This window comes from Dialister sp. (assembly GCF_036343215.1).
Classification (GTDB): domain Bacteria; phylum Bacillota; class Negativicutes; order Veillonellales; family Dialisteraceae; genus Dialister.
Genome location: NZ_JAZASU010000004.1, coordinates 57110 through 83117, shown reverse-complemented (window position 1 = coordinate 83117; position 26008 = coordinate 57110). Strand labels below are relative to the sequence as shown.

General features: G+C 48.3%; 29 protein-coding genes and 1 tRNA gene. 24 read left to right on the top strand and 6 right to left on the bottom strand.

Annotated elements, in window-relative coordinates; translation table 11 throughout:
• Window positions 1–227 precede the first annotated feature (227 nt).
• The 10 genes from VZT47_RS02775 to VZT47_RS02730 all read left to right on the top strand — a co-directional run bounded on the left by VZT47_RS02775 (window position 228) and on the right by VZT47_RS02730 (window position 8088).
• Window positions 228–458: an RNA helicase gene (locus VZT47_RS02775; protein ID WP_330223458.1), complete on the top strand. Its 231-nt coding sequence runs from the start codon at window positions 228–230 to the stop codon at window positions 456–458.
• A gap of 457 nt (window positions 459–915) precedes the next feature.
• Window positions 916–1503 carry a phosphatase PAP2 family protein gene (locus tag VZT47_RS02770; RefSeq protein WP_330223457.1) on the top strand — a complete coding sequence of 196 codons (588 nt, stop codon included), beginning with the start codon at window positions 916–918 and terminating at the stop codon, window positions 1501–1503.
• 4 nt (window positions 1504–1507) lie between these two features.
• A complete protein-coding gene (locus VZT47_RS02765; RefSeq protein ID WP_330223456.1) occupies window positions 1508–2548 on the top strand; it encodes a helix-turn-helix transcriptional regulator in 1041 nt (346 codons plus the stop codon).
• The gene (locus VZT47_RS02760) at window positions 2545–3273 is read left to right on the top strand and encodes a hypothetical protein (protein ID WP_330223455.1); all 729 of its coding nucleotides are present in this window, start codon (window positions 2545–2547) and stop codon (window positions 3271–3273) included. The genes VZT47_RS02765 and VZT47_RS02760 overlap by 4 nt, the downstream gene beginning before the upstream one ends.
• Window positions 3266–3694, top strand: a complete 429-nt coding sequence (locus tag VZT47_RS02755) for a GerW family sporulation protein (protein WP_330223454.1) — start codon at window positions 3266–3268, stop codon at window positions 3692–3694. The genes VZT47_RS02760 and VZT47_RS02755 overlap by 8 nt, the downstream gene beginning before the upstream one ends.
• A 333-nt stretch (window positions 3695–4027) precedes the next feature.
• Window positions 4028–4444: an OmpH family outer membrane protein gene (locus tag VZT47_RS02750; RefSeq protein ID WP_330223453.1), complete on the top strand. Its 417-nt coding sequence runs from the start codon at window positions 4028–4030 to the stop codon at window positions 4442–4444.
• Window positions 4445–4508: 64 nt separating this feature from the next.
• Window positions 4509–5024, top strand: coding sequence for an HD domain-containing protein (locus tag VZT47_RS02745; RefSeq protein WP_330223452.1), 516 nt, complete (start codon window positions 4509–4511; stop codon window positions 5022–5024).
• Window positions 5017–5487, top strand: a complete 471-nt coding sequence (locus VZT47_RS02740; RefSeq protein WP_330223451.1) for an 8-oxo-dGTP diphosphatase — start codon at window positions 5017–5019, stop codon at window positions 5485–5487. Before VZT47_RS02745 ends, VZT47_RS02740 begins: the two co-directional genes overlap by 8 nt.
• Complete coding sequence (mutY, locus tag VZT47_RS02735) at window positions 5484–6542, top strand: A/G-specific adenine glycosylase (RefSeq protein ID WP_330223450.1); 1059 nt, start codon at window positions 5484–5486, stop codon at window positions 6540–6542. Before VZT47_RS02740 ends, mutY begins: the two co-directional genes overlap by 4 nt.
• A gap of 382 nt (window positions 6543–6924) precedes the next feature.
• Window positions 6925–8088, top strand: coding sequence for a metallophosphoesterase (locus VZT47_RS02730; protein WP_330223449.1), 1164 nt, complete (start codon window positions 6925–6927; stop codon window positions 8086–8088).
• A 177-nt stretch (window positions 8089–8265) separates the two neighbouring features.
• Here the strand turns inward: VZT47_RS02730 and VZT47_RS02725 are convergent, their stop codons facing one another.
• Entirely contained in the window at window positions 8266–8772 is a 507-nt protein-coding gene (locus tag VZT47_RS02725) for a succinate dehydrogenase (RefSeq protein ID WP_330223448.1), read from the bottom strand.
• Window positions 8773–9057: 285 nt separating this feature from the next.
• Here VZT47_RS02725 and gyrA point away from each other — a divergent pair, with 285 nt between their 5' ends.
• Window positions 9058–11499, top strand: coding sequence for a DNA gyrase subunit A (gene gyrA, locus VZT47_RS02720; RefSeq protein ID WP_330223447.1), 2442 nt, complete (start codon window positions 9058–9060; stop codon window positions 11497–11499).
• A gap of 389 nt (window positions 11500–11888) precedes the next feature.
• Here gyrA and VZT47_RS02715 read toward each other — a convergent pair whose 3' ends face one another.
• From VZT47_RS02715 to VZT47_RS02705, 3 genes are all read right to left on the bottom strand, one after another.
• Window positions 11889–13379, bottom strand: a complete 1491-nt coding sequence (locus VZT47_RS02715; RefSeq protein WP_330223446.1) for a lyase family protein — start codon at window positions 13377–13379, stop codon at window positions 11889–11891.
• Window positions 13380–13512: 133 nt separating this feature from the next.
• Complete coding sequence (locus tag VZT47_RS02710) at window positions 13513–13833, bottom strand: helix-turn-helix transcriptional regulator (RefSeq protein WP_330223445.1); 321 nt, start codon at window positions 13831–13833, stop codon at window positions 13513–13515.
• A complete protein-coding gene (locus tag VZT47_RS02705; protein ID WP_330223444.1) occupies window positions 13784–14269 on the bottom strand; it encodes a cupin domain-containing protein in 486 nt (161 codons plus the stop codon). The genes VZT47_RS02710 and VZT47_RS02705 overlap by 50 nt, the downstream gene beginning before the upstream one ends.
• Here VZT47_RS02705 and VZT47_RS02700 point away from each other — a divergent pair.
• The 11 genes from VZT47_RS02700 to VZT47_RS02650 all read left to right on the top strand — a co-directional run bounded on the left by VZT47_RS02700 (window position 14258) and on the right by VZT47_RS02650 (window position 21131).
• Window positions 14258–15025 (top strand): MFS transporter, encoded by a 768-nt coding sequence (locus VZT47_RS02700; RefSeq protein ID WP_330223443.1) that lies wholly within the window; start codon window positions 14258–14260, stop codon window positions 15023–15025. The genes VZT47_RS02705 and VZT47_RS02700 overlap by 12 nt on opposite strands.
• Window positions 15026–15271: 246 nt before the next feature.
• Complete coding sequence (gene ylxM, locus VZT47_RS02695; protein WP_330223442.1) at window positions 15272–15595, top strand: YlxM family DNA-binding protein; 324 nt, start codon at window positions 15272–15274, stop codon at window positions 15593–15595.
• Between the two features lie 10 nt (window positions 15596–15605).
• A complete protein-coding gene (gene ffh, locus VZT47_RS02690) occupies window positions 15606–16988 on the top strand; it encodes a signal recognition particle protein (protein ID WP_330223441.1) in 1383 nt (460 codons plus the stop codon).
• Window positions 16989–17018: 30 nt separating this feature from the next.
• A complete protein-coding gene (gene rpsP / locus VZT47_RS02685; RefSeq protein WP_330223440.1) occupies window positions 17019–17282 on the top strand; it encodes a 30S ribosomal protein S16 in 264 nt (87 codons plus the stop codon).
• 12 nt (window positions 17283–17294) lie between these two features.
• Window positions 17295–17522 carry a KH domain-containing protein gene (locus VZT47_RS02680; RefSeq protein WP_330223439.1) on the top strand — a complete coding sequence of 76 codons (228 nt, stop codon included), beginning with the start codon at window positions 17295–17297 and terminating at the stop codon, window positions 17520–17522.
• 11 nt (window positions 17523–17533) lie between these two features.
• Window positions 17534–17941 (top strand): YlqD family protein, encoded by a 408-nt coding sequence (locus VZT47_RS02675; protein WP_330223438.1) that lies wholly within the window; start codon window positions 17534–17536, stop codon window positions 17939–17941.
• Between the two features lies 1 nt (window position 17942).
• Complete coding sequence (gene rimM, locus VZT47_RS02670; RefSeq protein ID WP_330223459.1) at window positions 17943–18440, top strand: ribosome maturation factor RimM; 498 nt, start codon at window positions 17943–17945, stop codon at window positions 18438–18440.
• Between the two features lie 22 nt (window positions 18441–18462).
• Window positions 18463–19209 carry a tRNA (guanosine(37)-N1)-methyltransferase TrmD gene (trmD, locus tag VZT47_RS02665; protein WP_330223437.1) on the top strand — a complete coding sequence of 249 codons (747 nt, stop codon included), beginning with the start codon at window positions 18463–18465 and terminating at the stop codon, window positions 19207–19209.
• 1 nt (window position 19210) lies between these two features.
• A complete protein-coding gene (locus VZT47_RS02660) occupies window positions 19211–19792 on the top strand; it encodes an RNA methyltransferase (RefSeq protein ID WP_330223436.1) in 582 nt (193 codons plus the stop codon).
• 1 nt (window position 19793) lies between these two features.
• Window positions 19794–20534, top strand: a complete 741-nt coding sequence (locus tag VZT47_RS02655) for a YebC/PmpR family DNA-binding transcriptional regulator (protein ID WP_330223435.1) — start codon at window positions 19794–19796, stop codon at window positions 20532–20534.
• A gap of 513 nt (window positions 20535–21047) precedes the next feature.
• Window positions 21048–21131 (top strand) — tRNA-Leu (locus VZT47_RS02650).
• Window positions 21132–21356: 225 nt separating this feature from the next.
• Here VZT47_RS02650 and VZT47_RS02645 read toward each other — a convergent pair.
• A complete protein-coding gene (locus tag VZT47_RS02645; protein ID WP_330223434.1) occupies window positions 21357–22526 on the bottom strand; it encodes an iron-containing alcohol dehydrogenase in 1170 nt (389 codons plus the stop codon).
• A gap of 344 nt (window positions 22527–22870) precedes the next feature.
• Here VZT47_RS02645 and rd point away from each other — a divergent pair, with 344 nt between their 5' ends.
• The gene (gene rd / locus VZT47_RS02640) at window positions 22871–23035 is read left to right on the top strand and encodes a rubredoxin (protein WP_330223433.1); all 165 of its coding nucleotides are present in this window, start codon (window positions 22871–22873) and stop codon (window positions 23033–23035) included.
• 656 nt (window positions 23036–23691) lie between these two features.
• Here the strand turns inward: rd and mscL are convergent.
• Complete coding sequence (gene mscL, locus VZT47_RS02635; RefSeq protein WP_330223432.1) at window positions 23692–24123, bottom strand: large conductance mechanosensitive channel protein MscL; 432 nt, start codon at window positions 24121–24123, stop codon at window positions 23692–23694.
• Window positions 24124–24587: 464 nt separating this feature from the next.
• Between mscL and VZT47_RS02630 the strand changes: the two genes are divergently transcribed.
• Window positions 24588–25550 carry a lactate/malate family dehydrogenase gene (locus VZT47_RS02630; protein ID WP_330223431.1) on the top strand — a complete coding sequence of 321 codons (963 nt, stop codon included), beginning with the start codon at window positions 24588–24590 and terminating at the stop codon, window positions 25548–25550.
• Window positions 25551–26008 lie beyond the last annotated feature (458 nt).

Below are 26008 nucleotides of genomic sequence, written 5' to 3'. Positions count from 1 at the left end.
TCGATCGATTGTGTACATCCGGGTGATGAGGGATTTCTTCAGGGGCCCTTTCATTCGCTCCACTGGTATAGTAGCAAAAAACGCGATTTGTATCATTAGAAATTTATTAAACTTTTTAACTTCGGATGGGGTATATCTTTCGGGAAACAGTGATTCTCTAAAATCCTCTTGACGGAATGAAGATAATCTTATATGGTAAATATATATCATCCAATCGGAGGTTTACCATGTTTGCCAAATTTCAGGATATGCTGCTTGTCCTCGTTCTCGTCTATGCCATTTACCGCATTGCCACTGTCGGCTTTACTACAATTAATATTTTCATTCTTCTCTGTGCCGTAGTAGCCGTTATTTCCATGGCCTTAAACAGAAGCGGTGCCTATGCCAGGGCACAGAAGAAAAAAGAAGAAGCCATAAAGAAGATGGAAGAGGAAGAAGCGAAAAAAGAAGAAAAATAAAAATGGCCCCGAAGAGGGGCTTTTTTATATGGGGAAACAGGTAATGGCTAATAGGGAATGGATTTAAAAGCTTTTGTTTCGGGAATATCGGGATTGGTTTCGGGAATTCCGGGGATCTCGGGGCGGTGCGGCGCAACAGTAAAAAGACGCCGCAGAGTATTTATATTACATAAAATCCCACAATTTCCATTTCCCTGTGAAAGCCGAAGGCCGTCGGCGAAGCCGACTATATAAGATTGGTCCGCACGGCGGACCATATCCGCCCCGACAGCCCCGATACCCCCGACAATCCCGACACCCCCCGATTCAAAAGTGTTTCTTCTTACGGTATTCTTTTCAGTCTCTATTCTGCTTGGTAATGCCCCAAATCTCTAATCTTTTGTCAAATTTCCCTTAGTATGTTAAAATGAAAAATAATGGTGCGGCAATCCTGCCTGCATAAGGAGGAGGGATGTTCATGAATCCGGATCTGGAACTGGTTAAGAAGATCAATGGTCTGGCCGGTAAGGTGCGGCCTTTTGATCTGGCCATGGATTTTGTGACCCGCTATGGTCACTGGGCGTTCGTGATTTATGGCCTCCTTCTCTGGTTTACTCCTGGAAAAGACAGGGAGGAGCGGCGGCGGTCCTGCCTCCTCATTTTCTTTGGCGTCCTTCTGGCGTCTGCGATTTCTTTTATCATCGGAAAAATCTGGAAGCGTCCCCGTCCTTTCACGAAAGATTCTTCCATCTGGAATTTCACGGGCCATAAAGCCAATTCTTCTTTCCCCAGCAATCACACCATGAACAGTGCCCTCATTGCCATGGAACTTCTGCAATATCGTTTCAAAGGCTGCTTCCTCATGACCCTTCTTTCTGCAGTCCTTGCTTTCTCCCGTATTTTTGCGGGGATGCATTATCCCACGGATCTTCTGGGCGGCCTCACGGTGGCCGGGCTTGTGCATTTCATCATGCATTGTCCGAAAGTAGTCCGTTTTTTCAATCCGCTCTCTCTCATCGCTTCCGTTGCAAGTGATTTCATTGTGCTCAGGATTCGGGGAAGGTGAGACTATGGCGGAAGGAAACAGTGAAAGCAGCAAGATGTCCATTATGCGGATCGTACAGGTACTGATCCGGGAATCGGATCGGGACCATCCGCTGACGCAGCAGGGAATCCTTGAATTTCTGGAAAAAGATTATGGTATGACGGTGAGCCGGAAATCTGTAAGCCGCAATCTGAACCGGTTGAAAGAGGCCGGCCTTCCTGTCATGTGCCGTGAAGTGAGGCGTGTCATCAATGGAAAAGAATCGCCCCTGTCTCTTGACTGGTACTGGGATCATCTGCTTTCTCAGGATGAACTGAAAATCCTGATCGACCTGCTATATTTCTCTCATCTTCCTGCCCAGCAGGTGCGTCAGCTGACGGATAAACTGAAACGCATCCAGAGCCGTACTTTTAATGACGGGAAAGGAAATATCAGGAATCTTCCCACGTCTCTGAAGCCTTCCGAATGCGGTGAAGAACTGGCCCTCCTGTCCCGTGCAGTAAGCCAGAAGAAAATGATTTCCTTCTATTTCGATCATTATGAAGCGGATGGCAAACGCCACCACGGCTATACGATTTCCGGAGATCCGAAACTTTACCGGGCAAGCCCTTACCAGATCATCGCTTCTGATGACCGGTACCTGCTTCTCTGTAATCTGGAAGGCAGTGAGGAAATATCGATTTTCCGGGTGGATCTGATGAGCGATATTTCCATTCTTGCCGATTCTGCCCGTCTTCAGACATCGCTTGAGGGGCTGCCCCAGGGAGAGAAACTTTCCGACTGGGTGTATCCCTGGCACGGAATTTACACCGGATCACCCCTGCCCTCAAGCTTTGAAGCAGACTGGCATCTCATGAGTGATATCGTTAACGATTTTGGAAAATCGGCCCGCCTGGTATCGGCAAGGCAGAATCTGGTCACCGTGGAGCTCACAATCCAGCCGGAAGCTTTAAAAGCCTGGACTCTCCGGCATGCGCCGCTGGTCAAAGTGATTTCTCCTTCTTTCCTGGCAGAGGAGGTGAAAGAGGCGGCGGAAGGCCTTTTCCGCCTCTACGGACCATCATGATGGCAGCAAAAATTATCGGGATATTCCTGATTTTCCTGATTCTTCTCCTTCTGATTCCGCTGACCTACTCCATTTCCTTTGAGAAATGGAAACTGACAGTCAAAGTGGGCGCCCTTTTCGGATTGATTTCCAAAACGAAGGAAATCGACCCGATGAAGAAAAAGACGGAAAGTCCTCCTGAAGATACGGGAGATTCCGAAAAGGAACTGAATGAAGCCCTGAATGAACTGGATGAAAAGATTTCCTCGAAAGCGGAACCGCTGGAAGGGGAAAAACCGGTGGAAATAAAAGAATCCGGTCAGAAAGAAGCGGAAACTCCGGAAAAAGAAAAACCGGAAGAAAAGAAGAAAGAAAATATAAAAAAGAAACCTTCCCTCCTTGCGCAGGGGCGGTTTGCATTGGATAATGGACTTATAAAGCTTGTTCTTCTGGCTGTGGCCAGAATCATAGACCACGGCTTTCCGAGACGCTGGCAGGTGGAAGGAAAACTGGGCCTGCCGGACCCCATGTATACCGGGGTCCTTCAGGGGCTCCTTTATGCCACCCTTCCCGGAGTGGCGGAAGAAATCGAATGGGACTATCTTGAAACCGTTTTCACTTTGAAGGGGCGGGGCCGGGGACGGCTCATTCCCCTCTATGTACTTTATATTCTACTGAAACTTGCAGTATCCAGAGAAGCAAGGGAATTCTGGCATTTCAGACAAGGGGGAAAACAGAATGGATGACGAAGTAAGAAAGCAGATTTTCGATGATTTCAAAAAAATGGTAACCACGGAATCGGTAGTCGGGGAACCGATTTACCTGGGTGATGCGACCATCGTTCCCTTCGTGGATATTTCCTTCGGTTTTGGAAGCGGTTCCCATACGGGAAGCGGGGCATCCGGTGGAGCAGGGGGAGGAAAAGTGACTCCTACGGCCGTTCTGATCATGAAGGGGGAACGGGTAGAACTTTTCTCCATCAAGAATGCTGCACCGAATGGTACCATCGATAAAGTCCTCAATATGGTACCGGAAGTGGTTTCCCATTTCACAAAGAAGAAAGAAAAGAAAGCAGAAGTCCGCGAAGCTGCTTTGAAAGAGGCCAAACAGGCGATGGAAGAAGAAGCAGAAACAGCAGCCATCGAAGCCAAAGGGGATAAGGCGTGAGAGTGAAGAGCTGTGGAAATAGTCTATTTCCGCGGCTCTTTTTGTGTGAATCGTGGTCCGTGCTCCGTGGTCCGTGCTCCGTGAAGGATATGGTTTCCCTGCGGGAAACCAATCTTATATATTGTGCTTCGAAAACGAAGAACGAACAACGAATAACGAAAAACGATATCGATATTCGGGAAAACGCAAAGCCTGCAGTCATTTCCCCAAATCGTAAACATTGTAAAACCGGCTGAAAACCAACCTTTCCCCATTGACACTTCCCATTTCTTTGATTAAAATTAATACATACTTGCTTTTGCCCCATGAATGGGGGCGGGTTAGGAGGACAATATGAAAATGAATAAAACTCTCGCAGCAGTTGCTGCCGGTATGATTGCATTTGGCTCTATTTTCACTGCTTCTGCAGCAGGAATCGGATATGTAAACTATGGCTATCTCATGAATTCCCATCCGAAGATGCAGAAAGCCCAGCTCGATATGAGAGCGGCAGCCAAGAAGGCTCAGGAAACTTTCCAGAAACAGTCTGCAGGCAAGACGGAACAGGAACAGCAGAAGATTGCCAATGACCTTCAGAAGGAAATGGCAGAAAAGGAAAAATCCCTGATCGGACCGATCCAGCAGGATGTGATGAAAGCCATCCAGCAGGTTCGCCAGGAAAAAGGCCTGGACGTCATTCTTGAATCCGGCGCTGTTGTAGATGGCGGTGCAGATGTCACTTCTGCAGTTGCCCAGAAACTGGCAAAATAAGTACATGAAAAGAAACGGTGCGGTGGATTCCCCGCACCGTTTTTGTTTATAAAGGAGAAATGAAATGGATATACTCAGCTCTCTCTGCAAAGCCATGATTACTTATGATCAGGGCGATCCGCGCCGCATTCATCATTTCCTGAAAGTCCATGCCTTTGCCCGCCAGATCGGGATCGAAGAAGGCCTCGATGAAAAGACTCTTTTCCGTCTGGAAGCGGCAGCCTACGTCCATGACATCGGCATTCATGAAGGGGAAAAACGGTTTGGCCGGAATGACGGCATGATTCAGCAGGAACTGGGGCCGGGCGAGGCAAAACCCATGCTGGAGAAATTGGGATTTGAATCAGATGACGTGGAACGGATCTGCTGGCTCGTGGCCCATCATCATTCTTACGGCTCCATCGACGGTCCGGATGCGCAGATTCTGGCGGAAGCAGATATGCTTGTCAACCAGTATGAAGACGGGGCCGGAAGGAAACAGAATGAAGCCCTCTACCATCGCCTGTATAAGACGGCGGCAGGAAAGAGAATTTTTGAAGAACTTTATTTCAAGGAATACAAGGCAGGCAGCCATGCGTGATACGTCCCTCATTTACCCTTTCCGCGGTGATGGGAAAATCCTTCTTGGCCGGAAGCGCCGGGGCATGGGAAACGGGAAATGGAACGGTTTCGGAGGAAAAATTGAGGCTGGAGAAACCATGCGCCAGTGCGCGGCCAGAGAACTCTATGAAGAGTGCGGCCTCCGCTCAGCCCCGGAAGATCTGGAACTGATGGCGGATCTTTATTTCCGGCAGCCCTCGGATCCGGAATGGTCCCACGCGGGAATCGTTTACTTTGCCAAAAAATGGTTTGGGATTCCCGTGCTCTCCGAAGAAATGGAACCCCGCTGGTTTGATCCTTCCGAGTTTCCCTATGACGAAATGTGGATGGCCGACAAAGTGTGGCTTCCCCTCGTCCTTGCAGGCAAGAAAATCCGGGGCGTCATTTACTTTGCCGAAGACGGGGAAACTGTCTATGATTACGAATTCAGGGAAATGGAATGAAACCGTCTGAAAAATGGCCCGAGATACTCCTTGCCTGGTTTGATACCCACAAAAGAGACCTTCCCTGGCGGGAAGCCAGACCAAGGAATCCCTACCATGTATGGATTTCGGAAATCATGCTGCAGCAGACGAGGACCGAAGCAGTGAAACCTTATTTCCATTCCTGGATGGAAAAATTCCCCACCATCCATGACCTGGCAGGGGCATCAGAGACAGAAGTCCTCCATCAGTGGCAGGGCCTTGGCTATTACAGCCGGGCAAGAAATATACATAAAGCGGCGAGAGTTATGGAAGAAAAGTACGGTTCCGCCGTTCCGGAAAATAAAGAAGAAATCCGTGCTCTTCCGGGAATTGGCGATTATACGGCAGGGGCCATCCTTTCCATGGCTTATGGGCAGAAAGAAGGAGCTATCGACGGAAATGTGCTCCGCGTGTACGCCAGACTTTATGAAATAGAAGAGGATATTTTAAAGAGCAGGGGAAAGAAAACGATTGCTTCCCTTGTGGAAAAGACACTCCCTGAAAGGACAGGAGATTTCAATGAAGCCCTCATGGATCTGGGCGCGGATACCTGCATTCCCAAAGCACCCCGCTGCGGAAACTGTCCTCTCAAAGGGGAATGCCTTGCCTTTGAAAAAGGACTGCAGGAAAAACTTCCCGTTCGAACGAAAAAGAAACCCCAGCTTGTGCTGGAAGCAGCCTGTGGAATGATCACGAAAAACGGAAAGGTGCTCCTTCACAAAAGGCCCCCCACGGGGATGCTGGCTTCCATGTGGGAATTCCCTATGGTTCTGTCAGAAAATGCAGAAACGTCCCGCTTCGGACTGGAATCGCTCCTTCAAGGAAAAGCGGAAGAGCTGGTGTGGAAATATAAGCATATCTTCACCCATCGCATCTGGATGATGAAAGCCTATACTGTGAAAGACTGCAAAGTGCCTCGGGGGGACTATCACTGGTTTACTCCCGAGGAATACAAAGAAATCCCCCTCGCCGGGCCCCATGCGAAACTGGCTGCCTTTGCGGAAAAACTCTTACGGGAGGAAGGGGACTTCTGATAAAATAAAAGCGGAAGAACTTTTTGAGCCATTAGTGGTTAGCCGTTAGCAGTTAGCGGCGTCATATCAGACTGGGAACTTTTTATGGAATCTTTTCATCCCGCCCGGCTGCCAGCAGCTAACGGCTAATGGCTAACCGCTGATTCACCCATTCATAAGCAGACCATTTGACTGAAAAGTATTTCAATCCTATCGGTCACCAGCTCCCCGAGCCTGGGGAGCTGTCTGCGGAGCAGACTGAGGGGTTGTTCTACCGCTGCCCGCAGGGTTTGTGCAAATTCCCCATATAAACTCGCGGCCCATCAGCGTCACACCTTCCCGCAATCCGCAATCCCTATGTGCATTCCCTGTTTATCCCCAAATGATTCGAAAGGAGTCCCCCATGTTCGAGCGCCTGATTCTCATGATATTTTCCATTCTGGGTCTCCTGAACGGTTCTCTTTTTGCGCTCATCATGAGAAAAAAGAATTTCTTCCGCTATACCTTTGGGGGATTTCTTATCGGCCTTGCTTCGGCGGGGTACTTTGTGTGGTATGCGAAGGGTTATGACGGACTTGGACTCTGGTCCCTCTGGCTGGGTTACCTTTTCTGCGGCCTCATGGTGAGCCAGATCGTCTTATTTCCACCTTATATCATCCTTTCCTTTTTTACGATTCCGAAGAAATGGAAAAGACCGGTACAGAAGATTTCCCTGCTTGTCCTTTTGGGAGCTCTTTTCATCGGCATCTATGGTGCCATCGATGGAAACCGGCGGGAAGTGACGGAGTACATCAATGTGTATGTGGAAAATCTTCCCGAAGCTTTTGACGGCTACAAGGCTGCCCAGCTCACGGATACCCACATCGGGCCCTATTTCCGCTATTCCGATCTGCCCCATGAATTTGACCGGGCAAAAGCAGAAGGGGCCCAGGTCGTCTTCTTCACGGGAGACCTCATCGATGATGTACGGCACATGCCACAGACCGCAGAAATTCTTTCTGAGAAATATGATGATTTCGCAGACGGCATCATTTACGTCTGGGGAAATCATGAATATTACCGTGGTCAGGCCTATATTCATGGATTCCTGAAGAAAACACCGGTCAGAATTCTTGAAAATGAACATATGAAAATCACAAGAAACGGGGATTCTCTTTACGTGGCCGGCGTGGATTATCCCTGGGTGAGGGGAGAAAGAAGCGCCGCCTTCCAGCGCCAGCGGAAAGACATGACCGAATGGGCCTTCGAAGGCATTCCCCAAGACGCCAAAGTTATCCTCCTGGCTCATAATTCCTCTTTCATCGATGAAGGGTTTGCCCGTGGGGCAATCCTGACTTTGACAGGCCATACCCATGGCACCCAGTTTGGACTTTTCGGGAAACCCATCATTACCCCTTTCAAATTTACCAGGGGCCTTTATACTGACGGCATCCACCCCGGCTATGTCTCCAGAGGAAGCGCGAGCTGGTTTCCGTTCCGTTTTTCCTGCCCCAGGGAACTGGTGATTATTACGCTGCACAGAAAACAGGGAATGAGCCGATTGCCGATAGCAGCTAGTGATTCGTGAAAAAGTATGTGGTCTGCTTTCATAGGGGAGGCGGACTTTTTTGATGGGAAATAATACCACATAAAAAGGACCCGCCATCAATTTCTGATGCGGGTCCACCTTTACTACAAACTGATAACTTTCTACCTGTGGCTTTTACTAACGGTTAACAACTGACCGCTAACTGCAAAAATCCCATCAGCTCTTTGCTGTTGACAGCGTGGTATCGATTTTATTCTCCGGTTTCTGGGAGACCTGGACGATTTCACTTCGGATTTCTTCCATTTCATCATTATTGTTTTCCGTTAAAGGCTGGAGGGTGACCGTGGTACCATCGGCATTGGTAAAGGGGGTATCCATGGTTTTGGAAACGGTATTGTAGGAAAGAACCAGATTCTTGCCGCCTTTTTGGGGGGTGATTACGAGACGGCCCCCGTCAACGACTCCTGTTCCTGCCAGGGATCCATTGACCTCACGGCTTCCCTGCTGGACTTTATGGTCCACATCGATGGTACCATCTTCATTTTTTGTAAATGTCACAGTTTCCAGATTTTTGATATTGTCACCGGACCAGTTGATCCCTGCATCCTGCACGCCCCACCAGGTACCCTGCCAGGGTCCGCCGCTGATGAAATGAACGAAGATAAAGAATCCGCCGGCTATAAGTATAATGATGGCAATCAGTAAAAGTGCCAGTTTCTTCATAATTACACATCCTTCGAGACTTTGAGAGCACACAGACTTATTATATAAAAAACGGACAAAGAATAAAAGATGTCTGTAAAAATATTTTTACGCAGAAAATTTTTGAAATCTATTTAAATGGCTTTATTTTATGTCAAACGATATTTTCACTTTGTGTAAGAAATACAAAAAACAGTCAAAACAAGCCTTAAATGGCTTTTTAAGCCGTTTTATGCTATAATGTTTTCAGAGTTCCTATAGGACCCGGGGCTTTCGGGTCTTATTTTTATGAATAAAGGAGTCCTTATGGATTGGAAAGAAGGTAAAATCGTCAATACCCCTCTGGAGGGGCAGATGAAAAATTCCTACATCGACTATGCCATGAGTGTCATTGTTACCCGGGCACTTCCTGATGTGAGGGATGGCCTGAAACCGGTTCACCGCCGTATTCTCTATGCCATGAATGAAGCGGGCATGCTGCCGAACAAGCCTTATAAAAAATCAGCCAGAATCGTCGGTGACGTTCTCGGTAAATTTCATCCCCATGGCGATACGGCAGTCTATGAATCGGCTGTCCGCATGGCCCAGGATTTCTCCACCCGTTACATGCTGGTAGACGGACACGGAAATTTCGGTTCTGTCGATGGTGATTCTCCGGCCGCTATGCGTTATACAGAAATGCGCATGGCAAAGATTACTCTGGAAATGCTCCGGGATATTGATAAAAATACGGTGGATTTCATGCCGAACTACGATGGTTCTCTCCAGGAACCGGTGGTCCTCCCGTCCCGCATTCCGAATCTTCTCGTCAATGGTTCCTATGGCATTGCCGTAGGTATGGCTACCAACATTCCTCCTCACAACTTAGGTGAGGTGGTCGATGGCTGCTGCGCCATGATTGATAATCCTGAAATTTCCATTGATGAACTGATGAAATACATCAAAGGTCCTGATTTCCCGACGGCAGGCATTATTCTCGGTCACCGGGGCATAGAGGATACCTATCGTACTGGCCGTGGATCCATCACGGTCCGGGCAAAGACGGAAATCGAGGAAATGCCCCACGGCAAACATCGCATCGTGGTGACGGAAATTCCATACCAGGTGAATAAGGCACGCCTGATTTCCTCCATCGCAGATCTCCAGCGTCAGAAAGTGCTGGACGGCATCACTATGCTCCGTGATGAATCAGACCGCACGGGCATGCGGATCGCCATCGAACTCCGGGCTGACGTAAGTCCGGAAATCATGCTGAATAATCTTTTCAAGCATACCCAGATGCAGGTGAATTTTGGCGCCATCATGCTCGCCCTGGTAGACGGCCACCCAAGAATCCTCAATCTGAAACAGATTCTGTACTACTACCTGAAACATCAGGAAGAAGTCATTACCAGAAGAAGCCGGTTCGAGCTGGACAAGGCAAGAGCCAAGGCTCATATCCTGGAGGGTCTCCTCATTGCTCTCGACCATATCGATGAAGTGATTCATACGATCCGAGAATCCCGCACCGATACCATCGCGAAAGATGCATTGATGTCCAAATTCGACCTCTCCGAAAAGCAGTCCCTCGCCATCCTCGATATGCGCCTCAGAAGGCTCACCGGACTTGAAAGAGATAAATTGGAAGCAGACTATAAAGACGTGAAAGAAACGATTGCCTACCTGGAAGATCTCCTTTCCAGCAGAGACAAGATCATGGGCGTAGTAAAGGAAGAACTGCAGGATGAAAAATCCAACTTTGGCGATAAAAGAAGAACTGAAATTGCCGAGGCCCAGGATGATTTCGATATTACTGATCTTGTTCCCGATGAACCCATGACCATTACCATGACAAAACAGAATTATATCAAGCGCATGGATTCCTCCGATATCCGGGTACAGCGGAAAGGCGGCCGCGGAGTTTCGGGCATGAAGATGAAGGATGGAGACTATGTATGGAAACTCTTGAATACATCCACCCATAACCGGATCCTCTTCTTCACGAATAAGGGCAAAGTCTACATGAAGACGGCCGTGGATCTGCCTAAATCTTCCCGCACCGCAAGGGGAAGCGCCATTATCAATTACATCCCGGGAATCATGGCAGGAGATCGGGTAACAGAACTTCTCGATATCGACGCAGCCGGCGAAGGTACGAAATTCCTCCTTATGGTTACCAAACTGGGCTATGTGAAGAAGACGGAAATTTCAGAATATAAAAATATCAATAAAAACGGTCTCATCGCTCTTCGTCTCAATGAGGGAGATGAACTGGCCCAGGTTCTTCAGATTCGTGGTGATGAAGATATCATCCTCGGTACGAAACTTGGCATGGCCATCCGCTTCTCCACCGAAGAAATCAGACCTATGGGCCGGGGAGCCGCCGGCGTCCATGGTATCCGTCTGGGAGAAAGGGATGAAGTAGTCGGTGCCGTCATTGCCGACGAAAAAGATATCTTTACCATTTCCGCTGATGGCAATGCAAAGAGAAATGAAGCCAGTGTATACAGACTCCAGGGAAGAAACGGAACCGGTGTCCGGAACTTCAAGAAGGGTTTTGAAGTCGTAGCTTTGGTTGCTGCTGATGATGAAGATGAACTGGTAGGCGTATCCGAACAGGGTATTACCATCAAAACAAAAGCCAGTCAGATTCTCTCCAAGAAATCCAAAGGCGGCCAGGGCGTCATCCTCCAGAGACTCGAAGAAGGAGACAGAATCGCCTCCATCGACGTGCTTTCCGCAGAAGATGATGAGAATGGGGAAGAATGATTAGCTGTTAGCCGTTAGCCATTAGCCGTTAGCAGTCAGCAAAAAGCTGTACAGTCAAAATGAGACTGTACAGCTTTTTGTTATTGGGAAAAGTGATAAGTGAAGGTGCGGTGCAGCAGCAAAAGGTGCCGCTTTTTATTGAAATTATTTTGCTCTACCTTCACGAATCACGAACCACGATCTTGTGAGTCTGGATATACAGGTTCAAGCCGCGGTGAGGCTGACTCACGATCCGTTAGTGACTCAAATCATAGGCATGAGCCTGACAACCCGAATCACGAATCACGAACCACGATCGCGCAAGCCTGGGTATACAGGTTCAAGTCGCGGTGAGGCTAACCCACGAAAACCGATAATGACTCAAGCCATCAGAATGAGCCTGACAGAAACTATTTCAGCATTTCCTGAAAGTCCGCATTCAGTTTATTTTCCGCATTCGATAGTTTTTCTTCCTGCTGCTTTACCCAGTTTTCGTTGTCAGCGAGGTCATTCTTTGCCATGGAAATCATCTTTTCCAGTTCAGCGGGCTGGGGGCCGCCTTTGACCTTTCTATTGTGGACGATGGCTACGGGGTCTTTGGCATGGTTCCATTCATCTTCGGTCATGGGGAATGCCTTTGGCAGGACGGGATCGTCTTTGGCGAGTTTCTCATAGACCATCTGGGCTTTATCGTAGGTGAAATCTTTCGGAGTGATATTATTGGCTCTTGCATAGGTCACGATTTCGCTGGCAAAGTGATGGCCTGTGCGGAAGGGGATGCCGTGATTTTTCATGAGTTCATCGGCAATTTCCTGGGAGCAGGTCCAGTCGAGGTCCAGCTCTTCCAGAGACCGTTCCGGTTTGATGACGAGATTATTGAGGATTCTGTCCAGGCCGGAGAGGACTTTTGTCCCCTGGGGCATGAGGTCGCGTCTTCCGTTCAGCCTTCCGTCAGCCATGCCGGCGGGGATATTGTGGGAGCGGAAAGCGGCTTCCATGCTCATGCCGAGAAGGGTGGAAGCATCGCCGCGGCAGGAATTCAGGATGCCCGGGTTCCGCTTCTGGGGCATGGCGGAGGAAACATAGGTATTTCCACCGCCCTCTTTCAAAAGAATCCAGGGACGGGGCTGGGCGTACTGCTGCATGATTTCTTCGATGAAAGAAGTGGTATGGATGGCAATGCAGTTCGTGATGCCTCCCGTTTCGATGGGCGCTTCCTGGGGGAAGACCTGGCCTGCGTCGTAGGTATTGTAGGCGAGACCGTCAAATCCCAGATAGGCGGCCATGCGGTCACGATTGAGGGGCCAGCCTGTGCCGTTTAAAACGGTGGAGCCCATGGGGGAGCGGTTCAGGCGGGCAAAATATTCGCGGGTCCGCTGCATATCCCGGTTATAGGCATTGGCATAGGCGATGAGGTAATGGGCAAGGCTGTTCGGCTGGGCCTGGACGCCATTCGTATAGTTCGGAATGACGGTTTCCTTATTTTCCTCAGCCAGACGGATGAGGTCGGCCTGCACTTTGTTCAGTTCTTTTGCCATGTCCAGCAGGTGTTCCCGCTGCTCCATGATGCCGACAGTGGTCAGCATATCCTGGGAAGAGCGGCCTGCATGGATTTTCGTCACCTGGGGGCCTGCGGCCTTGATGAGGTAGGGTTCGAAGGCCACTACATTGGCCGGCCGGGGTGCGCCGGGACGGGACCCGTCGGCGAGGACTTTCCGAATGCCCTGGGCGATATTTCTTCCTTCTTCCGGTGTCAGAAGGCCTTCGGACGTATTGATGATATCCGAAGCCTTATTGATCTGGCCCAGCCAGTAGAAATTGTCCCGAGGCGCATCGGCAGCAAATACGGTGCCGCCCGAAATCATGGCGGCCAGAGTCAAAGCAAGAATGGATTTTTTCATAAGTTTCTCCTTTGGAAATATTCGAAAACAAACACCGCTTATATTATAAAATACATATTTATATCGCCTTTATTGAAAAGATTTATATTTATCAATAGGGAGAATTGTTGGTCCGTGGTTCGGGGAAATTCTTTCAGGACCGGGCGGCCCGGTATTCTTTCGGGGTGAAGCCTGTTTTTTCTTTGAAATATTTCCCAAAGAGGCTGACCTGACGGAAGCCCGTGTCCAGGGCGATCTGTCCTATGGGAAGATCGGTGGAAAGGAGTCTTTCTGCGGCCTGTTGCAAACGGTATTCCAGGAGGTACTGATAGGGCGTGGTGTGCATGGCAAGGCGGAAAGCCCGAAGGCAGCCGGATTTGCTCAAATGGGTGCTTTCTGCCATATCTTCCAGGGAAATATCTTCGTCATAATGGTCTGCGATGAAACTGCAGGATGATTTTTGCTTTTTCCGCATTGGCGTCGCGGGCGGGCCTTTCCTGCGGGTTATGATGTTTTCGCACAGAGAGGAGCAGCCGGAAAAGGCGGAGGATGACTTCCCAGGCATAGAAGGGAGGTTTGTCCTTTTCAAAACGGGCGAGGTCTTTCAGCAGGTCCAGGGATTCCCGGGCCCAGGGAAGCACTGGGGAGAGAGGGGCAAAGGAAATGAAATTTTCTGCGAAAAGGGCGGACAGGTCCTCATTGGCGGGGCATCCCGGATAGAATCGGAGCACTTTCGCAGAGGAGGGAAAATTGTAATAGTGGGCATCCACCGGTGCCTCGATGCAGTGAATCACTTCGGGCCCCAGGTATAAAGCTTCTCCTTCTGAAAGCTTCAGCGTGTCCGAAAGGGTATGCACGGTGAGGCTTCCGGAGGAAACGTAAATGAACTGGAATTCTTCATGCCAGTGCATGATGTGAAATCCGGGGTCATAGAAAGCGCTTTTTCCGTGGGAAACTTCGCGGACCAGGTAGGGGGAAGGATTTCTCCGCTTCCTCCCGGAAATCCTTTCCGATATGGCAGGCATAAAAAAGAAAAGGGCCGCCTTCGGCGCGGAAAAGCCCGGAACGACTGGAAATCCTTCGGAAAGCTCACAGTCCTCATTTTTGCCAGGTCCATCGGATTTACCGTATGCAAAACATTCCTGCCCGTTTTCTGGATTCAGGTCCTTCATGCGGATGCTTCAGAAGGAAGCTTCATCCTCACTATCCTTTTCTCCCTGGGCTGTATCATTACTTATTTCGGTGGTCTTCTTGCCGACCGTCTGGGCTGCGTCCGTATGCTCCGCATCGCTTTTATTTCCATGATTCCCGCCATGTTCCTTCTCATCCATACGGAAAATACCCTCCTTGCCATGATTCTTCTCCTCCCCGCATCATTTGCCCTCTTTGCCCCCTTCAGCGCCAGCGTAGTCCTGGGGCAGAAATACCTCGGTAAAAATGTGGCCTTTGATTCAGGCATTACTTTAGGCCTTTCCACTACTTTCGGTGGACTGGTAACTCCTCTTATCGGCCGCGCTGCTGACACTTTCGGACTTGTTCCCGCCCTCCAGATTCTCTGGGCAGTCTCTGTTCCGGGTGCCATTTTCTCCTTTACCTTGAAATCGGAAAAGAAAGAAGAAAAGACCGGGAGAATCAGTCAGCCGGGACTGGCAGGGGAAAAGTTATGATTTCCCAATAGAAAATAAAAATTCCCGCCAAAGGATCGGCAGGAATTTTTTATTTCCTTCCTATATTGCGCCGTAAGGCACTGCCTTCCCGACATTCCTGCTACTCCCGAAAGCCCCGATATAAAAGTCATTTCATCCTGCAGTTTCTATTTCCAAAGCAAGCTTTTTGAAACGAAATCCTGTAAAGCAAAAGAGCTTGACAACCTTTTCCGCACCTGCTATAATATCACACGTTGTGGTGATACTATGTCTATAGAAAATATCGTTTGGAAGGGAGAGCTCCTGGACTGTTACGGGGCACTTCTGACGGAAAGGCAGAGAGACTGCCTGGACTTATACTATAATGAAAATCTGACGCTGGCGGAAATCGCCCAGCATTTCCATATTTCCCGTCAGGCGGTGCATGATGCCATGCGCCATGGCGAGGAGCAGCTCCTCTCTTATGAGAAAGCCCTTCATCTTGTTTCTTTCAGGGAGAAGAAAGAGGCGGCGGCAAGGGAGCTTTTGAATCTCATTCCTGCTGAAAAGCAGAATGAAGCTGAAACATTGTTACAGGTTTTGTCGGAATGAAGGTGACCATATGCCCTTTGAAAGCTTAGGCGATAAATTGCAGTCCGCGTTCAAGGATCTCCGCGGGAAAGGAAAACTTTCCGAAAGTGATATCGATGGAGCGCTCCGCGAAGTACGGCGGGCCCTTCTGGAAGCCGATGTCAACTTCAAGGTAGCAAAGGATTTCATCGCCCATGTCCGTGAAAAAGCAATGGGTGAAGAAGTATTCGGAAGCCTGAAGCCGGACCAGACCGTAATCAAGATCGTTAAAGATGAGCTGACCGAGCTCCTCGGGGGAACCCAGAGCAAGATCACGCTTTCTTCTTCGGGACTGACCATTATCATGCTGGTAGGTCTTCAGGGCGCCGGCAAGACGACGACTGCAGGCAAACTGGCCCTGATGTTCAAGAAAAAAGGTCATCGCCCGATTATGGCAGCCTGCGATGTCTATCGTCCGGCAGCTATTAAACAGCTGGAGGTTCTCGGCCAGCAGACCGATGTTCCTGTTTACCGTATGCCTCCCAATGTGGATCCTGTCCACATTGCAGGCTATGCCGTGGATACGGCAAAAGCCTATAACCGGGATGTGCTGATTCTCGATACTGCCGGCCGGCTCACCATCGATGAGAAACTGATGGCAGAACTTAGAAATATCAAGGCTGAAGTTCATCCGCATGAAATCCTCCTGGTCCTGGACTCCATGACCGGTCAGGATGCCGTGACTACGGCAAAAGCCTTTGATGATAACCTTGGCATTGACGGGACCATCCTCACCAAGATGGACGGCGATGCCAGAGGCGGTGCTGCTCTTTCCATCAAGACAGTCACCGGAAAGCCGATCAAGATGATTGGTGTATCTGAAAAACTGGACGGCGGGCTGGAAGATTTCCACCCGGACCGCATGGCAGGAAGAATCCTGGATCTTGGCGATCTTGAAACCTTAATCGAGACGGCCCAGAGAAATATGGATGCCGATGCCATGAAGGATGCGGCCGGCAAACTCCGCAAAGGGGAATTCACGCTGGATGATTTCCTGAAACAGCTCAAACAGGTAAGAAAACTCGGTTCTTTCCAGTCCATCCTCGGTATGCTCCCGGGCATGGGCAAGTTCAAGGATCAGCTGAAAGATATTGATCTGGACGGGAAAGAAGTGAAACATATAGAGGCGATCATCCTTTCCATGACTCCTGAAGAAAGGGCGAATGTGAAGATTCTGAACGGCAGCCGCAGAAAGCGTATCGCAAACGGCGCCGGCGTGAAGATTCAGGATGTGAACCGCATGATGAAACAATTTGCCGAAATGCAGAAGACCATGAAGAAAATGAAAGGCAGAATGGGCAAAGGCGGCGGCAAAAAGTTAGATCCATCCAAGCTGGGAAGCCTCACCGGTTTCCCCGGGATGTTCAATAAATAATCGAGATCATTTCAAGGAGGTGAAATTTCAATGTTAAAAATTCGTCTGACCCGTTTGGGCGCAAAGAAGAATCCTTTCTACCGCATCGTAGTCATCGACTCCAGAGAAGCCAGAAACGGCGCTCCCACCGATACCATCGGCTGGTACGACCCGGCTAAACTGGATGCTCCGGTAAAGATTGATGAAGAAAAGGTTCTTTCCTGGCTGGGCAAAGGCGCACAGCCGACCGACACCGTTCGTTCCATCCTGAGAAAGAACGGCATCCTTGCCAAGTTTGCAGAAGCAAAGAAATAATGGGGGCCCTCTATGAAAGAATTAGTGGAAACACTTGTCAAGGCTCTCGTAAGGAACCCTGACGCCGTGACTGTCACTGTCATCCAGAAGGGGAGCCTGGAAATTTACCAGGTCCGTGTCGCTCCGGAAGATATGGGAAAAGTCATCGGCAGAAAAGGCCGCATTGCCAATGCAATCCGCACGGTTGTGAAAGCAGGCGCTCTGCGTGAAAACCGCAAAGTGGCTGTGGATATTATGTGAGAGGTGCAGCAATGGAAGAAATGCAGATTCTCGTACCGGTGGCTGTAAAATCCAAACTCACCGAGACGCTGAAAACCACACTGCTCAATGAAATCGGGCAGAATATCAGCCGTGTCGAACATGATATGGCACAGCTGGAATTTGAAGCCAACGGCAAACTGGCTGAACAGGCAAAGATCAATATCCAGGCAGTGGCTCCGCTGCGCGCTCAGTTCGAGGCCCAGAAGGCCCGGATGCAGCAGCTGAAGGACAAACTCCTCAATGATAAAGATCACCTGGAAAGACTTGCCATCGGCGCTGAACTCAACCGTCAGCCTATGAACCGCCTTGTCACCATCCATGTGGGGGATGACATGAATACTTTAACCGGCGGCGAAATTCTGGTTGAAGACGGAAAGATTATCGCTTTCCGCAACTGATATGAAACCCGATGAAAAAATAATCGTCGGCCGAATCGTAGCCCCGCATGGTGTGCGGGGTGATTTGCGTATTTTACCCGATACGGACAGGCCGGAGATTTTCAAAAAACTCAAAACCATCTATATCGGAGGGAAACCGTACGCCCTGAAATCCGCCCGTCCCCATAAGCATGTATACATCCTTCATGTGGAAGGGGTGGACGACAGGAATACATCGGAAACCCTGGTCTCTAAAATGGTGGAAGTCCCATTCAGTGAACTCCCGAAGAGACCGGAAGGAACGTACTATTATTTTCAGCTCATCGGACTGGAAATAGTCACCGAGGACGGAACAAAGGTGGGAACCCTGAAGGAAATCATGGAGACCGGAGCCAACAATGTTTATGTCATTGAAGGCGAAGATCACAAAGAAATCCTGATTCCGGCCATACCGTCATGCGTTCTATCCGTGGATATCGATGCAGGACGCATGACGGTGCGCCTGCCGGAGTGGGAATGATTTCACTCTAAAGGAGCCCATCGTGAAAATTGATATTCTATCCCTGTTTCCGGAATTTCTGGAAGCCTTCTTTAACCAGAGCATCATCAAAAGAGCTCTGGAAGGAAGACTCCTGGAAATGGCGGTGACCAATCCCAGGGATTTTACAAAGAGCCGGCACCGTCAGGTAGACGACACCATCTACGGAGGCGGAGCGGGCATGCTCATGATGTGCCAGCCTCTTTTTGATGCCTGCCATCATGTGCTCCCCGAAAAGGGACTAAAAGACCGGGTGATCTTCCTTTCTCCTGCGGGAAAGACCTTCAATCAGGATAAAGCAAAACAGCTTTACCATGATTACGATCATCTTGTACTCATCTGCGGCCATTATGAAGGGGTGGATCACCGGGTAGAAGAATACCTGGCAGATGAACTGATTTCCATCGGAGACTACGTCCTGACCGGAGGCGAACTGGGAGCCATGGTCATTTCCGACGCAGTCGCCCGGATGGTACCGGGAGTTTTGGGAGACGCGGGCAGTGCCTCAACAGACTCTTTTTACGAACCGATTCTCGAGTATCCCCAGTACACGAAACCGGCTGAATACAATGGGTGGAAAGTACCGGACGTACTTCTCTCCGGTCATCATGCGAATATTGCCAGATGGCGCAGGAAAGAAGCTCTCCGGCGGACCTTGAGGTCAAGGCCCGATCTCCTCAAGGGGCAGGAACTTTCCAGAGAAGATAAAAAACTGATGGCGGAAATATTGGAAGAAGAGAGGGGCGAGTAGTTTGGCACCTGTATACATAGGGCTTATCCACTATCCTATTTATAACAAACACATGGAAGTGGTCACTACGGCGCTTACCAATTATGACCTCCATGACATTGCCAGAACGGCAAAAACATATGACGTGAAGAAATATTTCATCGTGCATCCTGTGGATGCACAGCGTGAAATGGCTCTACGCATCATGACACACTGGAAAACAGGCGGCGGTGTCCATTACAATGCCAACCGGAAGGAAGCATTTGAAGAGACGGAACTCGTCCCATCTCTCGAAGATGCCATTTCCTGGATTGAAAAAGAAACAGGAAAGAAACCGGCCATTGTCACCACCGATGCCAGGGTATACCCAAATACCGTATCCTACAAAGAAATGCGCAGGAAAATCCACGAAGAGGATACCCCGATCTTTATTCTCTTTGGCACAGGCTTCGGCATGACCAAGGAAATGATGAAAGAATTTGATTATATCGTGGAACCGATTTATGGCGCCGGCACTTACAATCACCTCTGCGTGAGAAGCGCCGTGGCCATCATCCTCGATCGCCTGCTTGGCGAACCCTGGTGGAATACTAAGGAGGAATAATATGTCCGGACATTCCAAGTGGGAAAACATTAAGCGCAAAAAGGGCAAGACCGATGCCATCCGCGCAAGAATCACCACTAAGATTTCCAAAGAAATTACCATCGCAGCCCGTATGGGCGGCGGAGATCCTGTCGGTAACATGCGTCTGAAACTGGCTCTCACCAAGGCTAAACAGAACAACGTGCCGAAGGAAAACATTCAGAGAGCTATCGCCAAGGGCGTAGGCGCTGCATCCGGCGCAGGATTTGATGAAGTGACTTACGAAGGTTACGGCCCGGGAGGCGTTGCAGTCATTGTTGAATGCAACACCGATAACAGAAACAGAGCAGCTGCAGCCATCCGTCATGCATTTACCCATCACGGTGGTTCCGTGGGAACTCCGGGATGCGTATCCTGGATGTTCAAGAAAAAAGGCTCCATCATTGTCAGTAAAGAAGCTGCCGACGAAGATACCGTCATGATGGCAGCTCTTGATGCAGGCGCTGAAGACGTTTCTTCCAATGAAGACAGCTACGAAATCACCACCACTCCGGAAGACTTCCTCACTGTTTCCGAAGCCCTCGAAAAAGAAGGCATCGAAGCAGAAGCATCCGAAGTCGCTATGGTTCCGGACACCTATGTCAAACTGGAAGGCGACGCTGCTCAGACCATGAACCACCTTACCGGCGAACTGGAAGAACTGGATGATGTACAGGAAGTTTACCACAACGCAGAACTTCCGGAAGATGAAGACGAAGAATAATTCTTTGGATTTTATGAAAATAAAAAGACACTCCGTGAGGGTGTCTTTTTTGTTGAAGGTGATCAATTCCCGGCGGAAATACCCGGGGACAGGATGTATATTTTGTCATTTCCGGGCAGGAAGATCAATTATAAAAAATATGCCTTAAGGGTGCGCGCCTTCGATGAGAACCGCGAACGGATCACTTTCCCTGCAGTTTTCAGAAAAAATAAAACCGGAACTTTTCGCAAAAATGGCAAGGAAAAACAGTTCCCGTAATTTGGAGGAGGATGAAATAAAAAGATCTGTCTTTCGGCGGGAACTGTTTTGGCCAGTGAGTAGAGCAAGTTCTATTTATTTATATTGTACATCTTTTGAAAGAGACTTTGAGAATTTTTATCAAAATCTATGGTCAGAAATTTTACCAGGTGCATATAGATATTTTGATGAAAATCAATATTCCTCTGCTGTCGGGCAGGGAGAAAATAAAACTATTGACCAGTCCGAAAGGGTCCATTATAATAAATGTTACATGCGAGCGTGGCGGAACTGGTAGACGCACAGGATTTAGGATCCTGCGCCTTGTGCATAAGGGTTCGAGTCCCTTCGCTCGCACCATGCTGACCGCGAAACAGAAGATGCTTTGCGGTCTTTTGTATTTCGTAAAAGTGGCAAGTGATAAATAGAAAGTGGCAAGTGAAAGAGGCGGCCCTGTTGGGCCGCGGGTTATTATGGAGATATAGTCTATCGGTGAATTTCTCAATAAAAAGGAGCAGCAGGAAATGCTTTCTACTGCTCCTTTTATATCAAACTGCAAACGGCAAACTGCTGACGGATAAACGCTCAGAAATTAACGGTCTTCCCGTAGTAAGCGCATTCGAGAATCTTTCCGAGGGCTTCAGCATCGGCTTTTCTCGGGTTCTCCGGCGTGCAGGCATCGAGTTCCGCGTTGGCTGCGATGGAATCTTTGTGTTCCAGGTACAGCTTTTCGTCGATGCCGTACTCTTTAAGATTGAGCGGAATATTGAGTTTTCTGTCCAGTTCACGAATGGCTTCTTCATAGGAGAGCACCAGCTGGGCGTCCGTGCGGCCGGGAAGTCCTGCGACTCTTGCGAGATCTGCATACCTGGACATGCACGCTTTTTTATTGAACTGGATCACATAGGGCAGGAGGATGGCATTCGCACAGCCGTGGGGAATGTGGAAAACAGCCCCGATTTTATGGGCCAGTGAATGAGTGATGCCGAGAAGGCCGTTGGAGAAAGCCATGCCGGCGAGGCACTGGGCAATGTGCATTTTTCCTCTTGCTTCTTTATCCCCGTTATAGGATTCCAGAATATTGTCAAAAATATCGGATACTGCCTGTTTGGCCAGGGGATCGGTGAAACCATTGGCTTCCGTGGAAACATAGGCTTCCGTGGCATGGGTGAGAGCATCCATTCCTGTATGGGCCGTAAGTTTTGGCGGCATCGTTAACGGAATATCAAGATCCAGGATGGCCAGATCCGGCGTCAGGTTGAAATCGGCCAGGGGATACTTGATTCCTGTAGAATAATCGGTAATGACAGAAAATGCCGTTACTTCCGTGGCCGTACCGGAAGTAGAAGGAATAGCTACGAAAATGGCCTTGTTTCTAAGGGGCGGGAGGGAAAAAGGCGTCTTGATTTCATCAAACGTGATATTCGGATATTCATAGAAAATCCACATGGCCTTGGCCGCATCAATGGGGGAACCTCCTCCGATCGCCACAATCACATCGGGTTTGAACGTATCCATGAGGGCTGCCCCTTCTTTGACCTTTTCGATGGACGGATCCGGTTCGATACCCTCCATGATCCTCGTTTCAATACCCACGGAGTGAAGAGTATCCTCTACTTTTTCAAGAAAGCCGCCACGCCGCATGGAATGGCCGCCGGTACAGATGAAGGCTTTCTTGTGCCCTTTCAGGACGGAAAGCTTTTCAATGGCCCCATACCCCACATAAATATCTCTTGGCAATGTAAAACGGAACATACGGATCTCCTCCTTCTTTAAAATAAATTCGGGAAAGAGCGGCCTGCTCCCCAGGACTTCAGGGTCTTTCCTTATTGACTTTTTCATCTTTATTATATCGTATTTCTTCGAAGAGGTATAGCTTCTTTCCAAATTGATATAGGTAAAGATTAGAAATAACTAAAACGCATACAGTAAAAATTCGATAATATCGGGATTTATTTTCAGATATAAAATTAATAAACTGTTAGAATCTAAAACTTCCAATATATACAGGCAGAACGGACCAAATATGATATAATGAAGGAAATCAATGGCAATCTGCCATTATTAAGTCCTGTCAGGCAGGCAAATGGAGGCGTGTTATGAAAAAATACGTATGTAAAATCTGTGGCTGGATTTATGATGAAGCATTAGGGGATCCGGATAACGGCATCGAACCGGGCACCAAATTTGAAGATCTTCCGGAAGATTACATCTGCCCCATGTGTGGCGCTCCGAAAGAAGAATTTGAAGTCCTTGAAGACTGATGGTTGAAAGAAAACCGGCCAGGGAGGTCGGTTTTTTTATGAAATAAAGAAATCCGGCTGACTTTGAAACCGGAATGCTGCAGGCCATTCTGTAAACAACGGGAGAAATAAGCGTATCTGAAAGGAACTTATTTTTTTGATTGTAAATAATTGTTATTTTTTACAGATAAACAGCTTGACAATATATAACGGAGGGTGTATCCTATAGTCGTAAACAAAAAGGAAATCACCATTGGCCGTGGTGATTCCGCTCATTGTTACCAATCTTTCTACACAATCCAACGTCTCCAAACGAAGCCTCCCGAAAGGGAGGCTTTAGACGTGGGGGTTGTGTCAATTGGCATTCTTATGATGGAGCAGACATGGTGCTGGTCGTGATCCGTGAATCGTGGCCCGTGGTCCGTGAAGGTGTGCCGCTGATGCGGCATGAATTCTGATTGGACTTTATATGGACAGGGGTTTTATCGTATTTCCAAAATGATAAAAGAGCATAAAAAAAGACGTCCGGTGAGGGGCGTCTTTTTCTTGTTGTGAGCAGCCGTTATCAATCAGATTGGTTCGCGCAGCCCCATATCCTTAACGGATCACGAATCACGGTCCAGGGGTCACGATTCATCGGATTGAGATGATCGGGATTCAGAAAAGTGAGACAAAAATCACTTCAGTTCTGCAGTGCAGTGCGGGCAGCGGGTGGCATCGTCAGCAATGACTTCTTTGCAGTAGGGGCATTTTCTCGGTTCTTTAGCCGGCGCTTTCGGGAAGAAGTGGTTGATCTGTTTGATGCAGAGGAAAATGGCAAATGCTACGATGAGGAAGTCAATGACATTATTGATGAAGGAGCCGTAAGCGATGACGGGAACGCCTGCTTCTTTGGCTTCTGCCAGGGTGCTTACCGGGATTTTGGAGAGGGGAATGAAGAGGTTGGAAAAATCAATCCCGCCCAGTACGAATCCAATCGGCGGCATGATGATGTCACTGACCAGTGAGGAAACGATTTTACCAAAAGCAGCGCCGATTACTACGCCGACAGCCATGTCTACCACGTTGCCGCGGAGAGCGAAATCCTTGAATTCTTTGAGCATACCCATGAGGGAAGACTCCTTTCTTTATAAAAGTAAATGATTTTATTTCATACATTATACCGTATTTTCCATGAAGGACTCAACTATTTTTTGAAAAAGTATGAAATTACTTTCCTGATAGCAGATCTGGAGGGTGTACAAAAATAGAAATCATGATTTCAAAACTTTTCAGGAAATAGTGGCCGGTCCGCAGCTTTGGGGAATCTTTACACCGGGGCGGCTTTTTTATATAAAGTTTAACCCTTTTCGATGATAGCTATGGTTAAAAATGGAATGCCATTTCATCAGATGCGGGTCCCCTTCACTGATCACTTTTCAATTTCCGGCAGTTCCCTGTATGGTGTAATGATTATACAGCCCCGTATTTTCGTTCATATCCCCCATGGGGGATTGACAGGGAAATAAAAGCCATGTTATAAGTATAACAATACCCTCTAAAAATGGGTGAATTAGTCAAAGGAGGATATAAAATGGCTAAGAAAAGAATAGTAGGCGTAGTAGGATTGGGCCATGTAGGCGCTCATGTGGCATTTTGTCTGGGCATGATGGGGATTGCCGATGAAATTCTCCTCTGCGACCTGAATGAAAAGAAAGTGATCAGTGAATGTCAGGATCTGAACGATGCAGTAATGTACATGCCGAATCATTCCGTCTATAAAATCGCTGACTATGCAGGACTTAAGGACTGCGATATCATCGTCAATGCGGTAGGGGACATTACTCTCTGCGCATCGGGCAATCGCGATGATGAACTGGTCAACAGCGTGAAACAGGTGGCGGATTATGTTCCGAAAGTCATGGCTGGCGGCTTTGATGGTATTTTCATCAATATTACCAACCCCTGTGATGTCATTGCCAACCTGATCCAGAGGAAATCCGGCCTTCCGAAGGGACGTGTCATGGGAACCGGTACTCTTCTCGATTCTTCCCGTCTTATCCATGAACTGTCTTTTGCAACGGGCCTGGACAGCCGTGGATTCTTTGCTTTCATGATGGGTGAACACGGCAATGCCCAGATGGTGGCATGGTCTCAGATGAATTTCTATGGCAAGCCCCTGGCAGAAATGGAAGAAGATCCCCGTTTCCAGTTTGATAAAGACCTTGTTCAGCAGAAAGCCATCAAAGGCGGCTGGGTCACTTACTCCGGCAAGTTCTGTACGGAATACGGCATTGCTTCCGCAGCTGCTACTCTGGTCCGCACTATTTTCCATGATGAAAAGAGAATTCTTCCCTGCTCTGCCCAGCTCGACGGCGAATATGGCGAAAAAGATGTATTCGTGGGCGTCCCCTGCGTAGTAGGCATCAACGGCATTGAAGAAGTCATGGAATACAATCTTCCTGAAAATGAAATGAAACGGTTCAAGGAATGCATTGCTACCATTCGTGCAAATATTGCCAAAGGTGACAAGGTTCTGGCCGGTGAGAAGTTATAATCGGAATAAAAAAATGCGCTGCTCCGCGGCGCATTTTTTTATGGCTGAAATGGGAAAATATCAATTTCCCTATTAATATATGGAAATATATCGGATATGCTGGAATGATATGGTTTAGAATTTTCATACATCCTTCGGGAGAACTATCTGATTGATAAGCTGCTCAATATATGAAATCCCGAATATTTCCATTTTTACGATAAGAAATAATAGTATATAATACATGGAAATAGAAATTTATAGATAAAAATACGATTCAAAAGAATTATTATTGTTTTAACTTAAAATATGCACCCATATGTTTTATGAATCGATGGGTAAATCCATACTTATTCAAAAAAGCTATTGATTTTTATAATTACCCTTAGTAAAATGGAATCATCCGCGGCACCATGCCGCGCAGTTTATAACAATAACCACATTCAGGGGACTCCTGAAAGGGGTAGAATGAAAATCTG